At 39.0% G+C, this 16,050-nt stretch carries 4 protein-coding genes; all 4 read right to left on the bottom strand.

Features of this window, described 5'->3' with window-relative positions:
• Positions 1-363 precede the first annotated feature (363 nt).
• The 4 genes from FPL17_RS02205 to FPL17_RS02190 all read right to left on the bottom strand — a co-directional run bounded on the left by FPL17_RS02205 (position 364) and on the right by FPL17_RS02190 (position 15,578).
• A complete protein-coding gene (locus FPL17_RS02205; protein WP_159882895.1) occupies positions 364-870 on the bottom strand; it encodes a hypothetical protein in 507 nt (168 codons plus the stop codon).
• Complete coding sequence (locus FPL17_RS02200) at positions 870-7,622, bottom strand: RHS repeat domain-containing protein (protein ID WP_159882893.1); 6,753 nt, start codon at positions 7,620-7,622, stop codon at positions 870-872. The genes FPL17_RS02205 and FPL17_RS02200 overlap by 1 nt, the downstream gene beginning before the upstream one ends.
• 393 nt (positions 7,623-8,015) lie before the next feature.
• Positions 8,016-8,450, bottom strand: coding sequence for a hypothetical protein (locus FPL17_RS02195; RefSeq protein ID WP_159882891.1), 435 nt, complete (start codon positions 8,448-8,450; stop codon positions 8,016-8,018).
• A 12-nt stretch (positions 8,451-8,462) separates the two neighbouring features.
• Positions 8,463-15,578: a polymorphic toxin-type HINT domain-containing protein gene (locus FPL17_RS02190; RefSeq protein ID WP_159882889.1), complete on the bottom strand. Its 7,116-nt coding sequence runs from the start codon at positions 15,576-15,578 to the stop codon at positions 8,463-8,465.
• Positions 15,579-16,050 lie beyond the last annotated feature (472 nt).

Here is a 16,050-nt window from a genome sequence, read left to right as displayed (position 1 = left end):
TAACTTATATATCAACAAAAACAAAAGCTTACACAATAAAACAACCAACATCTCGTTTAAAAAAAATAAATTAAATACATTAAAGTGGAACATTAGTATGCTTCTGTTTATGCTGTTCCAAGTTTTCAAACAAACCTGAAACAGCAAAACTAGATAACCAGTTAATTCAAATTAAAACAATCTAATAAAATAAGTTGTTAATAATATGATAAGCCCAACCCACAAAGGTTTTCTTAATGATTTTGGACCCAAAAGTGCTCCTAAAAGAACAATAATAGACGTAACAAAAATACTTACAACCTGAATCGTATTCAATTGATCAAACATACATTACCCCTATCACCAATCTTGTCATCTTCAAAACTATATTTTCTTCCCACCGTGATCAAGCAAAAGCTTTACAAGCTCATCTTGTTTACCATCAGCAACAGGAAGGAGATATACTTTTTTATTACCCTCAACCCCTACACAATTAAAATATTCTTTCTTAAAGCCATTCCAATGCCAAATACGATACTTATCTATGACAAAATTAAATGTATCAAATTGAACACTTTTAAACTCAAAGATATTTAGCACCAAAAAACCATCTTTAAAATAAAAATGAAATACAGTGCGACTATAATATTTTAAAATCCTTTTAAATATATACACAATACAAAGAAAAATAATAACAACAGGATAAAGATAATATAGTGAAAAATTAAAATTAAAAAACATTACAACCCATCTATCAGAATCAAAAACAGCAGGTGTCAGTATCCACAAGCAAACTAATAAAAAAATTAAAACAATAAGCTCACTCTTTACATCCTTAATAAAAACTGGATTTATAAGATGATCATATTTCGTTAACTCATAAGACCCCATTATTTTTTCTCCGCTTTTTTCTTTTCTCGTTTTTCTCTATTGGAAAAAATATTATTAATTGCTCCAGTTACTGCTGTAGAGTACAAATAATTCATTCCTTTGGATCCACCAGCAACTCCCAATAGACCCGAAGCAACTGCAGCCCCTACATTTGCTTTTCCTTCTACTGTATACTGAGTACCATATGCCCCAGCCATACCTACTACAGCTGCACCGTAAGGGTTTTTATACCCTCCTGATACTACACTTGTTGCAGCTCCCCCTCCTACAGATTTAAAAAGGTTCGTCCAAGTATAATCATTTGGATTAGTGGTATTCAAATACCCCAGACCACCAAAACCTCCACCATAAGCGGCATTAGCAATTGTCCATTCTGGTGCCGACATCGCTACAACTCCCAAGGCAGGTCCACCAAGCGCCCAGCCCATTATATAGTCAGAGCCTTGGCTGGTATCTATTTGACTTACACTATTAAGTAACCTTTGCGTCTCTTCCGGACTTGACCCATTTTTCACTGCATAATCTGCAGCAGATTGTATCGCCATACCAAGTCTGGAGTTTACAATTATCCCATCAAAATGTCTTATTAACTGATCCCAACCTTTCATAACATCTGTCGTATAAATTATCGGATTTTCATTTAAAATCCCCATCGCGCCATTTTGATAACCCAGCTTATTATAAGAAAGCTCACCATTCTGATATGAAAAACCCAATCTATAGTTATTATTAGAACCACCAAACCCAATAAATGGCTGTACTGTATTTCGTCCAGTATTATAACCACCTTGGCCCTGATTATTTTCCCCACCTTTAGTCATACCTACAGTCACAGCACAATCACCAGCTGCTCTTGAACACGAACCCAACCAATCATCTAAGACATTAAGTACGCCATTCTTTACAGCACCGCCTATTTGTTTTCCAACTCGACTGATCTCTCTTCCTAGTTTTTTAATAAAACCATAACCACTAGGATCTAACAACGTCCCCGGATTATTGTGTACATACGCATAACGGTTATAACCCTGTAAGTTATCCGCTCCATCTATCGTCGGATCCGCACTAATAAAACGACCAATACTTGGGTCATACACTCGACCATTCATATGGATCAGACCAATACTGTCCAACATCTCATGCGAGGTAAAACCATGACGGCTACTCTTACCCTTCAGCGTATCCGTCGACACCGTTCCATCTACATTACGTCGCTTACCCCATGGGTCATAACTCAAACGCTCTAGCGGATTACCCGCTGCATCTGTAATCACCTCTATCGAATCTAAATGATCTGTATGGAAGTAACGATAAGGTCCGGTCTTATTGATCGCTGCTACCGCACTGTTTGGAGCAACGCCACTTTGGTAAGCCGTGCCCAAGTCACCCGTTGGAGGCGTGCCTTTGTCATTGCTGACATAACTGCCTACAACACCACCACCTGCATAGATGTAGTGCGCATACTCTGTAGTACCATCCGGTAAATAGGTCTTCTCAAAGGTCCCACCTGTATCTATACGGGGGTTCAAATAAACCGTCGTCGTGGTCTTGCCACCTTCTACACTGGTACGACGCACTCGCTCGTGGTTGGCATCATACATAAAGTCCTCAGTCGTCGTGCCTTGCTTGATCTGCAACGGCATGTTGAAACTGGTCCAAGTGTAGTTATTCGATTTCGCTGCGTTAAAGGTGTCTTTACCACTACGACTCGTGATGTTACCAATCGCGTTATAGCTCACTGATGAGCTTTCACCCTTCTGGTTTACAACACTCTTTAAGCGATTGATGTTGTCATAGACAAAGCTTTCATTGATCGAGATACCCGCCAAGTTCTGGTTACGGTTCTCCAAGTTTCCAATCGCATCAAAGGCATAGCTGTTTTGTTGAATCGCAGCATTCCCTGTATTGATCGACTCAATAAAGCCGGTATCCGCCTTATAACCTTTTTTGGTCACGAGACCATTACCCAAGGTTTCTTGGGTGATATTGCCTCGTGCATCTCGTGCATTCGCCGCCCAGTACAACTGGTTACCCGCCAAGTTACGAACTTCTTTTAAGTAACCGTTGGTGTCGTAGATATTACGGTAACCAAAGCCTGTTGGGTAGGCAAAGGCCAAGGTACGACCTGCCGCATCATAGTTCCACTTGCTAATAAAGTCCGGATCCGTAGCTCCTTGGGCCTTTGGATCGATCTTCTTGCTGGTCGTAGTTTGGAACAGCCGACCAAAGGCATCATAAGCATAACTTTCACTATAGCCATTCGCCGAGCTCACTTGGGCAAGCTTTCCTTTACCATTCGCTGCTGTATCCCATGTCCATGTTGAACTTAGGTCTGGTTCCACACGTTGTTTTAAGCGGCCCAATGCATCGTACTGGAACGTGGTTTGTTGTCCTTTGGCATCTTGTTGCCAAACGACCTGACCCAATGGGTTGTAGCGGTATTTCCACGTCCCCAGTACTGGATCCACTTGTTGCAGTTTATTGCCATTGTTATCCAAAGTTAGAACAATGCTATTTCCTAAAGCATCTGTAGTCTGGATTAAACGTCCCAATGCATCTCGGGTATATTTTAATGCGTTGTTATCGTGGTCTAGAATCTCAACCACTTCATTGGCAATGTTGCTCTTCTCTGTGCGTTTTAAGCCTTTAGCATTGATAATAGAGCTTTGTAGCCCATCATAAGTATAAGTCGTAACACGGTTCCCCGGTTCTACCAGTTTAGTAACACGACCGAGTACATCATATTCATAGCTGGTCCACTGCAAGCTACCATAAGCAACATTGCTGAGGCTTGGAACACTGCTACGGTATAAGCGTCCTGATGCATCATATTCACTTCGAACCACAACATCATTGACGTTGTCATAGGCCTTAGTCACTGTACGCTTCACATTGCCAACAGCATCTTTAAATACAAGCACTGGGGCATTTAAAGCTGTGGTACTGGTCGTCTTATAGTTCTCACCAGTTTCACATTCTCGGCTATTGGTTCCAACACCCACAAAGGTTTTACATAATTGGTAATCGTTCGTAGTCTGTGCCGCACCTGCTGGTGTACTCACTTTTACCCGACCTAAACTATCAACCGTTTGTTTGCTCACCACACCATTTAAGTCGGTTGAAGTCAGCATTTGACCCGTCACCGCATCATAGCTCGAACTCGCCTGTTGCGATAAGGCATTGGTTTCACGTGTCTTAAACACACCTGCTGGATGGCCAGCTCCCGCTTCATAGAATGAGTTCACAACACGACTACCAATATTGGTATCCGTTCCATTCCCCGCACCACTAACGGTAACCTTACTCAGGTTTCCGTAGTTGTCATATTCATAGTCGCTTTGCAGTTTTAAGGCCGCATTATTCGGCTCATCAACCTTCTGCTTTAACTGCTGCTTGGCATCATAATCAAATGTACTCTTCTTCGTCAGTGTTGGTTGCCCGGTTCGTGACGACGTCACCGTACGTTCTTTGACTAATCCTGGAATCCAGTTGGTACGATCCGCTGCTGAATAAACTGGTTTTACACTGGTACTAAATACACTCGCACCATCAGCGCTGGTCGTAGTGACACTGGAATCAATCAGATTCCCAAACATATTCTCATGGTTATTTGTGGTCACTGTGGTTGAAATCAGTTTACCCAAGTCATAGTTTAAAGCTGTTGATTTCTTAACTCGTGGGAATTTCACCTTGGTGGTTGGATAAGCGCTATCGCTTACAAAGTCTGCATCGGCCACTGTCACCTTCGATACCAAAGCATCATTGGCTTTGGTCGTGACTGATTTGGCCATCCCAACAAAGGGGTAGTTCTGGTTAAAGATGGTTTCTTTCACCAGTTTATTAGTAACATCTGCACCACTGGCTGTTTTATTATAAGTTTCTGAGGTTTCGGTCATCGTTTCAAAGCCTAGGAAACGAGCTTCTTTGACATCAACCCTTGGCGACGCAAACAGATAAGTGCTTTTTGAGCCCAAAGCATTATTTAAATAATTCTCGACCGCATACGTTACTAAGCTTGCTGAACCACTGCCTCGAATTGGGAATGGCCTAGCCTCCATGCTTTCAGGTGCTTGGCTAAAGTTGCTATAAATGAATTTTTGCTTTCGACCATCGCCTGTATCGATCGACTTCAGCATATCCTGAAAATCGACATTAGGATAGCGCAATTGAATCCACGCCGCAGCCCCCATGCCTGACATTACATCGTCTTTGGCTGCCTGTGAAATGTAGGAATAGATATAAGCCCCTGTTCCTACACGTGGACGAGCAATAAACTGGAAGTTAATTTCCTGGAAACCATTGTTATTAACATCTGAAAAGATAGGAACACGCTCAACGATATAATCATCAACTTTCATATCTCCCGGCATACCTAAGATAGCCATCAAAATATCATCCGTAGCTGAAGTCCCTCCCCACCAGTTAGAAAGATCAGATTTATAGACATCAAATTTTTTATTTGGACGTTGCAAATAAGAGATCAAATCCGATTGATACCTAAATTTACCATCGCTTTTAGGGTTAGGGTTTAAATCAGTCGGATAAAGTAGCTTCGGGCTAAGTGCTGTGCTATAGCGGTAGAAATCAACAAAACCATCGTGGTTAAAATCAACAAAGGTAGGCGCTGCCCACTGGGTTTCCCAATCAGATGCCACCCATCGCTGCTCACCTGTATTAATGGTAAATACAGGCAGATCTATTGCAGGCTGCACTTCAAAGCCTATTGCAGCTGATAGATCATTACTTCCTGTTGATAAAATTGGAATCAACCGCTCATGGAACCTCGTAGCAGGTCCATTGGCAGCATCTAGGCGAATTACTTTAGACATTACAATATCATCTAGGCCATCACCATTAAAATCTACGACACTAAAATCATAATCTCGATAGGCATCACCAGCCGCTCCAGGAATCACGACAGATGGAGAATTTTCACACTTATCAATTGTCTGCGAGGTTTTTATCAAATCTCGGTAAATACTGACGGAACAAAAATTAAGACCACTCGCATTAGTATAATAGAAAATAATATCATTGGATTTATTGCGCAGAAAATTACCACTTAAAATACGTCCCGTTGTAGTTACACGCTTGCCTGTACTGCTATTTAGAGAATTTCGAATATTAGGGCCAATGGTGATTGTATTAATAGAAGCAGCATTGCCCTGACCATCCATTCTAATTCCGCTAAAACGGATATCATTTTTATCGCCAAATAACATAACTAAATCATCAACTCCATCCCGATTCCCATCCAAAGTGGAGATATTCAATAAAGGAGATGAAGTAGTGAGAATATTTTTAAGTTCTTTATAGAATGTGAACTGACGTTTTCCATCCGAGCTAAAAGAAGAGGTAAATAATAGCAAGGAAACTTGGTTTGCACTGTTGCGACCATAAATTACCAAATCATCAATCCCATCCCCATTCACATCTACGGTAAGCGGTGACCACTGCTGAAAACTGCTTAATGAGGCATGCGTCAAAGTATCGGACTGATACATTGCACTCATCGTATTCATAGGATTAGCATAAAGTTTTAAGCTGTTGTCTATTTTTGCAAGGTAAATAAGTTCTTGAGTAGTAACACCCTTACGTGTATTCATACGAATAGAATTCAGAGTATCATTTGCTTTAACATCTGGAATCTTATTAATACTATCCCTGACCGGCGTAGTCATTAAATCTTTACCATAGGAACTCCACTCCAGCTTAGTCGGCGCCAAACAAGATTGATCTGCACCATTCACCGTACAATACTTGATATCTTTTAAGCGGGTTTTATTAGCAACTTGATCACTAATCTCTTCATACTGGAAACGGTATTCCCCCTTTACAACATTATTGGCTTTAATACTTAGCTTAGAAAGCTTTTTATCTAAGATAATGCTAGAGCTTTTCTCAATATAGGCTAGTTTTTTTTCTATAGCAGATCGATCAACATATTCAAAGTCGATTGAATTAGTTGGTAGCACAGGGCTATTACCACTATTCCCAGTATATTTAATCGTTTTAGGGTATAGCATTCCCTTATTTAAGTCTTGGTATTCAATAGTCCAATAGTTTCCATTGATGTCTTTAACTGAGGTTAAACCCCATTCTGACTCACCCGATGATAATGTATCATCCGTTTGATACGCACCAGTTTGCTGATTTTTTTTATTAAATTTTACAACTGAAGAATATTCACGAATAGTCCCATTTTTTTGTTTTACTATAAATTTACTAATAGTGTTGAACGAAGCTCCGGTATCTATCTTCGTTACCCCCATCTCGATTGTAATTCTAGTAAAATCATCATTTTCCAATCTAAACTCAGTTGCCGCGGCTGATGCACTATCCGCACTAATGCGAATTAATTTTTTTCCATCCAAGGCAAAGCATGAGTTGATGTATATTGGTAAATTAGAGTCAGGTACGAAAGATGTTAGATTTTCATACAAGTTAGCATCTCTAGGTGTAGCAAGCTCATTTTTATTATTAATTTCATTACAACGGACAATGCTAGACAGCCCAGTTACATTCCAACCAACACCTAGTATTCCATCAGGGGATTCTCCGCTGTAACTCAATGCTAATTGCGGAGCAAAACCATTAATTGAGGGTGGAATTGAAATTGAAATAGAGTGATCTAACACCCCCAATGCATCTATACTCGTATCACCCTCTAAACTTCCTGCAAGTTCCAGTTCTGCAGCATGTACTTGGTGAATAGCCAATAAAATTGATACAAAAAGTAATTTATATTTCATTTTTCAAACATGTTTGTGAGTTTTTTCACAGAAAAGTATAACAAAGCAACAAACTGACAAACAAGAAATTTGAATAAATATTCAAATTATTTCGTTAAAATTTATAAATTTAGTTTTACTAAGAATTAAAAAAATCACGTAAAATTAAAAATATTATATAAAAAACAAAACCTTAAAATAAAAAAGGATTGTGCCTCACGGCACAATCCTTTTTTAACTAAAAAATTATCAAGTCAGCGAAAGTTGGTGACTTAGTAGTAGTTTTCTCGGCCTTCTCTAGATATTAAAGAAATTGTGACCAATAACACCAATTTATAAACCAATGATGACTAAAATAATCATTAACTATAAAAGGGCAAAGCCTTTAATGTAAGTTTTATTTTCACCAAAAAATCAAACTCCTATTACAGTAATACCATTAATTCTTTTTTTTATTATATTCTCTAAAAATCCAATTATAGTCATTACCATATTTAAAGCATCTTTTTTCAACGAAAAAAAATTAGATAAAAAGAACTCTGTCTCTTCTTTAAAAATTAATTTCACATCTAAATTAGAGATAGTCTTCTTTTCTTTTAAAAAATCATAAAAATCATGCAACTTAGCCATGATAACCTCTACTCCACCTAACTCAATATATGTATTCCCCCAATGAGCATATGTATTTTCACAATTCACAAAAAAACCTTCAACCAATGAGAAAGCAATCTCATCAATCACTATTGAGTTAAGACAATTAGGATTATCTTGCAAACTAGATGGAATGATTTGCATATTAAGAGAACCAAATAATCCAGAATAATATTTTACTTCAAAATCAATATTCATAATACTAGCACTCTACCTATTTCTCGACCCAAATGAAATTATCGTATTATCTGGTGCAATATCAATATATTTACCATTTTTTATATATCTTTTAACTCCTTCCACACGTCCTTCTACATTTCTCACATCCGCTCCTTTTAGATTATTAGAAAAACCTTGAGCTTTTCTCATATAACTATCAACATCACTTGCACCCACTTCCTTTCCATGTTTTTTAAAATGTGCTTCAAGCGACGCAGTTGCAGACTCAAAGCTCCCTGCATTCCACATTTTACAAGGTCCAGCATTATGCACCCATATATTTGCATCACCAGCAAAATATGTATGATAACCCTCAACCTCTAAGTTATAAGTAGTTTCAACTCGATCTGTTTCTGTAAATGAAACAACTTTATGAACTTGATTATTTGCATCTAAAAGCTGATCACCTTCTTTAAGGTTGATACTTTCCACCCATTTCTTGTCTACTACCCAGAATGGATGATCATCAGATACCTCTATTGTATTTTCTTTACCTTCTTGATCAAGCGTCTTCAACAAGTAAATACGTCGATTTGGTACAACGAACACTCGTTTAACTGGCTTATAAGCAATCTCGCCTGTTTCTTCATGGCGAGCAAGAACTAAATCACCCTCATTAATCTCTACAATTCGTTTATAGCCATCTTTTGTTAAAACAGGTGTATCATCATCGAAACAGCCACAATCACCTATAAGTAGGCGCCCAACTGCTTTTAACCCCATTCCTGGTGCTTTAGCAATAGGAAAAAAGTCAGCCCTCATACCTACAGGACTCATATCCCAAGCTTCACCTAGGGCATATAAATTATCACCTATTTGATACGACAGCCATGCTCGTCTAGCTGCCTTATCTTCATTGGTACCATATGCACTGGAACTTAATTTTGCAGCTATATCCTGAGGTGTATCAAAATAAGTAATATAATCGTTTGCAGAGTAAGAGAAATCAAAAGCAGCTCTTAATGTACCAATATCAAAATAGTTAAAGCCTGGTAAAGCATATTGTTGAGGGAAATAGAACTTATCAAATGTTAGACCATTTGAATCATATTTAAATTCAAAACTATAATCGTCATGATTAAGTCCACCACCTATCCCAATTTTAGGACGTAATGTTGGTCGCCCATCATTTTCTCCATTTGGGTTATTTGGCCCATAAGTTACACCGACAGAGACTCCACAATCACCTTTTGCTTTTGAACATGTTCCTAACCAGTCATCTAAGACTTTATTTAGTCCATTCTTGATATCTTTTCCTACGCGTTTCCAGAACTTCGTCCAGCCATAACCATCTGGATCTAACAACGTCCCCGGATTATTGTGTACATACGCATAACGGTTATAACCCTGTAAGTTATCCGCTCCATCTATCGTCGGATCCGCACTAATAAAACGACCAATACTCGGGTCATACACTCGACCATTCATATGGATCAGACCAATACTGTCCAACATCTCATGCGAGGTAAAACCATGACGGCTACTCTTACCCTTCAGCGTATCCGTCGACACCGTTCCATCTACATTACGTCGCTTACCCCATGGGTCATAACTCAAACGCTCTAGCGGATTACCCGCTGCATCTGTAATCACCTCTATCGAATCTAAATGATCTGTATGGAAGTAACGATAAGGTCCGGTCTTATTGATCGCTGCGACTGCACTGTTTGGAGCAACGCCACTTTGGTAAGCCGTGCCCAAGTCACCCGTTGGAGGCGTACCTTTGTCATTGCTGACATAACTGCCTACAACACCACCACCTGCATAGATGTAGTGCGCATACTCTGTAGTACCATCAGGTAAATAGCTCTTCTCAAAGGTCCCACCTGTATCTATACGGGGGTTCAAATAAACCGTCGTCGTGGTCTTGCCACCTTCTACACTGGTACGACGCACTCGCTCGTGGTTGGCATCATACATAAAGTCCTCAGTCGTCGTGCCTTGCTTGATCTGCAACGGCATGTTGAAACTGCTCCAACTAGAAGTCCGATTATTTCCAGTGAGTAGATTACCATTCACATCGTAACTAAATGCTGTGTTTAAACCACCTGTCGTTGAACTAATTGCACACACTTTTTGTATGCCGCAATTTGTCCCACCTGTCGCATAATTATAAGTTCCAGTATCACTCTTACTTAAAATATTTCCAATCGCATTATAAGTTACAGAAGTGGTAACTCCTTTTTGGTTTACAACACTCTTTAAGCGATTGATGTTGTCATAGACAAAGCTTTCATTGATCGAGATACCCGCCAAGTTCTGGTTACGGTTCTCCAAGTTTCCAATCGCATCAAAGGCATAGCTGTTTTGTTGAATCGCAGCATTCCCTGTATTGATCGACTCAATAAAGCCGGTATCCGCCTTATAACCTTTTTTGGTCACGAGACCATTACCCAAGGTTTCTTGGGTAATATTGCCTCGTGCATCTCGTGCATTCGCAGCCCAGTACAACTGGTTACCCGCCAAGTTACGGACTTCTTTTAAGTAACCGTTGGTGTCGTAGATATTACGGTAACCAAAGCCTGTTGGGTAGGCAAAGGCCAAGGTACGACCTGCCGCATCATAGTTCCACTTGCTAATAAAGTCCGGATCCGTAGCTCCTTGGGCCTTTGGATCGATCTTCTTGCTGGTCGTAGTTTGGAACAGCCGACCAAAGGCATCATAAGCATAACTTTCACTATAGCCATTCGCCGAGCTCACTTGGGCAAGCTTTCCTTTACCATTCGCTGCTGTATCCCATGTCCATGTTGAACTTAGGTCTGGTTCCACACGTTGTTTTAAGCGGCCCAATGCATCGTACTGGAACGTGGTTTGTTGTCCTTTGGCATCTTGTTGCCAAACGACCTGACCCAATGGGTTGTAGCGGTATTTCCACGTCCCCAGTACTGGATCCACTTGTTGCAGTTTATTGCCATTGTTATCTAAAGTTAGAACAATGCTATTTCCTAAAGCATCTGTGGTCTGGATTAAACGTCCCAATGCATCTCGGGTATATTTTAATGCGTTGTTATCGTGGTCTAGAATCTCAACCACTTCATTGGCAATGTTGCTCTTCTCTGTGCGTTTTAAGCCTTTGGCATTGATAATAGAGCTTTGTAGTCCATCATAAGTATAAGTCGTAACACGGTTCCCCGGTTCTACCAGTTTAGTAACACGACCGAGTACATCATATTCATAGCTGGTCCACTGCAAGCTACCATAAGCAACATTGCTGAGGCTTGGAACACTGCTACGGTATAAGCGTCCTGATGCATCATATTCACTTCGAACCACAACATCATTGACGTTGTCATAGGCCTTAGTCACTGTACGCTTCACATTGCCAACAGCATCTTTAAATACAAGCACTGGGGCATTTAAAGCTGTGGTACTGGTCGTCTTATAGTTCTCGCCAGTTTCACATTCTCGGCTATTGGTTCCAACACCCACAAAGGTTTTACATAATTGGTAATCGTTCGTAGTCTGTGCTGCACCTGCTGGTGTACTCACTTTTACCCGACCCAAACTATCAACCGTTTGTTTGCTCACCACACCATTTAAGTCGGTTGAAGTCAGCATTTGACCCGTCACCGCATCATAGCTCGAACTCGCCTGTTGCGATAAAGCATTGGTTTCACGTGTCTTAAACACACCTGCTGGATGGCCAGCTCCCGCTTCATAGAAGGAGTTCACAACACGGCTACCAATATTGGTATCCGTTCCATTCCCCGCACCACTAACGGTAACCTTACTCAGGTTTCCGTAGTTGTCATATTCATAGTCGCTTTGCAGTTTTAAGGCCGCATTATTCGGCTCATCAACCTTCTGCTTTAACTGCTGCTTGGCATCATAATCAAATGTACTCTTCTTCGTCAGTGTTGGTTGCCCGGTTCGTGACGACGTCACCGTACGTTCTTTGACTAATCCTGGAATCCAGTTGGTACGATCTGCTGCTGAATAAACTGGTTTTACACTGGTACTAAATACACTGGCACCATCAGCGCTGGTCGTAGTGACACTAGAATCAATCAGATTCCCAAACACATTTTCATAGTTATCTGAGGTTACTGTAGTGGAAATCAATTTACCCAAGTCATAGTTCTGGACTGTAGATTTCTTAACCCGCGGGAATTTCACCTTGGTGGTTGGATAAGCACTATCACTTACAAAGTCTGCATCAGCTACCGTCACCTTCGATACCAAGGCATCATTGGCTTTGGTCGTCACTGATTTGGCCATCCCAACAAAGGGGTAGTTCTGGTTAAAGACCGTTTCCTTCACCAACTTATTGGTGACATCTGTACCACTGGCAGTTTTATTATAGGTCTCCGACGTTTCGGTCATCGTTTCAAAGCCCAAAAAGCGGTTTTCTTTGGCATCAACACGTGGTGAAGCAAACAGATAGGTGCTTTGTGAGCCCAAGGCGTTATTTAAATAGTTCTCGACTGCATAGGTCACTAAGCTAACTGAACCACTGCCCCGAATTGGGAATGGCCTTGCCTCCATACTTTCGGGTGCTTGGCTAAAGTTGCTATAAATGAATTTCTGTTTACGCCCATCTCCTGTATCGATCGACTTCAGCATATCCTGAAAGTCGATACCAGGATAACGTAATACCATCCATCTAAACCCAGTATCCTCTTGAGCCAATCGATCTATTTCTTGTTTCGCAGCTTGTGAAATAAAGGAGTAAATATAAGCCCCTGTTCCTGTACGCGGACGAACAATAAACTGGAAGTTAATTTCCTGAAAACCATTGTTATTGATATCCGAAAAAAATGGAATGCGCTCAACATTATAGTCACTGTTTTTTATATCCCCTGGCATGCCAATAAGTGCAAACATGTGTTCTTCAAAAATAGTATAACCCTTCCACCAATCAACAAAATCATATTTAAAAATATCAAACTTTTTATTGGGCCGCTGTAAATAAGAAGTAAGAACTGATGAATATCTCAATTGTTTATCAGGTGAGTTTTGTAACCATGAATTTGCATATCGATAAAAATCAATAAGACCATCATGGTTAAAATCAACAAAGTTCGGTTTATAATACCAATGGCGCTCCCAATCACTAATCCAATCTGTTGTATTTACTTCAAAAACAGGTAAATCATGTGTTGACTGAATTTCAAAACCACCACCTGTAGATAAGATTGGAATCAGACGTTCATGAAATCGAGTTGCAGGGCCATTGGCAGCATCTAGGCGAATTACTTTAGACATCACAATGTCATCTAGACCATCACCATTAAAATCCACGACACTAAAATCATAATCTTTGTAAGCATCACCCGCTGTTCCAGAAATTAATACAGGAGTAGAATTTTCACAATCATTAATTGTTTTTGAGCTTTGGATAACATCTCTATAAACACTGATAGAACATAGACTTAAACCACTAGAACTCGTATAGTAGAAAATAATATCTTGTTTTTTATCACGTCTAAAATTACCATTCAAAATACGTTCCGTTGTAGTAACACGCTTCCCAGAACTTGCATTTAAAGTATTACGAATATTAGAACCAATAACAGTTGTATTCACAGAGGCAATATTCCCTACCCCATCTAATTTAATCCCATTAAAACGAATATCATTTTGATCACCAAATAGCATGACTAAATCTAATTTCCCATCCCGATCGCCATCTAAAGTAGAGATATTCAATAACGGAGATGGCGTAGTGAAAATATTTTTATGTTCTTTATAAAAACTAAACAACCCATTGGGGCTACTATATGAGGTCGTAAATAATAATAAGGAGACTTGATTTGAACTATTTCTTCCATAAATCACTAAATCATCAATTCCATCTCCATTTACATCCATCATTGTTGGTGACCATTGCTGAAAACTACTTAATGATGGATGTGTCAAAGTAACAGCTAAGGCTGCACTCATTGGATCTACAGGGTTGGAATACAGTTTAAGATTGTTGTCTATTTTAGCTAAAAAAATTAGCTCTTTCGTTTTAATGCCCTTTGTAGTGCTCATCCGAATAGTATTTAATGTATCCGAGACTTTAACATCTGGAATCTGATTAATACTATCTCGTAATGGCATCGTCATTAAATCCTTACCATAGGAACTCCACTCAAGCTTGGTCGGTGTCAAACAAGATTGATCACTCCCATTCACCGTACAATATTTGATATCTTTTAAGCGGGTTTTATTGGCAACTTGATCATTAATATCTTCGTACTGGAAACGATATTCTCCTTTTACTACATTATTCGATTTAATACTGAGCTTAGAAAGTTTTTTATCCAAGATACGTGTCGATCCACTCTCAATAAAACCTTGTCTTATTTCGGCAGCAATGCGATCAGTATATTCAAAATCGATTGAATTGATTGGTGCAACAGAACTATTACCACTATTTCCAGTATATTTAATCGTTTTAGGGTATAATATTCCTTTATTTAAATCCTGATACTCAACTGTCCAATAGTTTCCATTAACATCTTTGACTGAAGTTAAATTCCACTCAATAATTTCTTGACCATTTGAATACCCACTTTCACCGAAACCACTCTTAAAATTAGAATTTAAAGTGGCTGCATACTCCCTTACAACACCATCCTTTTGTTTTACAATAAACTTTCCTAAAACATTAGAATAACCAGAATTGGAAGGTTGCATCTGAATAGTGATCTTTGTAAAATCATCATTTTCTAAGCGAAATTCAGTTGAGCTAACTGGAATATTATCTGCACTTATTCTAATTAATTTTTTACCGTCTAGAGCAAAACAAGAATTTTTAAAGAGAGATGATGTTGATGATCCCGATGCTTGATAATCCGCCACAATCTCATTAGCAGCAGAACCCATTGGGGTGTGAATAATATTACCATTCAACTCATTACAACGGACAATGCTAGACAGCCCAGTTACATTCCAACCAACACCTAATATCCCATCAGGGGATTCCCCGCTATAACTCAAAGCTAGTTGTGGAATAAAACCATTAATAGATGGCGGAATTGCAATTGGAATAGAGTGACTTAATACACCCAGTGAATCTACGTTAGTACCACCCTCTAAACTACCTACAAGCTCCAGTTCAGCTGCATGCACTTGATGAAGAGCCAGTAAAATCGATACAAAAAGTAACTTAAATTTCATTTTTTAATCATATTTGTGGTTTTTTCACACAAAAGTATAACAAAGACACAAAACTATAAACAAGAATTTTTATCAAGCATTCAAATTATTCTTATGTAACCAATAAACTTATATCCAAATAAAAAACAAAATCTTACAATAAAAACCAACCTAAAATCCCGTTTAAAAATATTAAATTAAACACATTAAAATGTAACATTTAATGTGGTTCAATCCATGCTGCTCCAAGTTTTAAAACAAACCTGAAACAGCAAAACTAGATAACCAGTTAATTCAAATTAAAACAATCTAATAAAATAAGTTGTTAATAATATGATAAGCCCAACCCACAAAGTTTTTCTTAATGATTTTGGACCCAAAAGTGCTCCTAAAAGAACAATAATAGACGTAACAAAAATACTTACAACCTGAATCTTATTCAATTGATCAAACATACGGTATACCTATCACTATCTTCGTTCATACCCCATTA

The organism is Acinetobacter dispersus, from assembly GCF_009884975.1.
Lineage (GTDB): Bacteria > Pseudomonadota > Gammaproteobacteria > Pseudomonadales > Moraxellaceae > Acinetobacter > Acinetobacter dispersus.
Note: the sequence above shows the minus strand (reverse complement) of the source record. Positions and strands in the feature narration are given on the sequence as shown.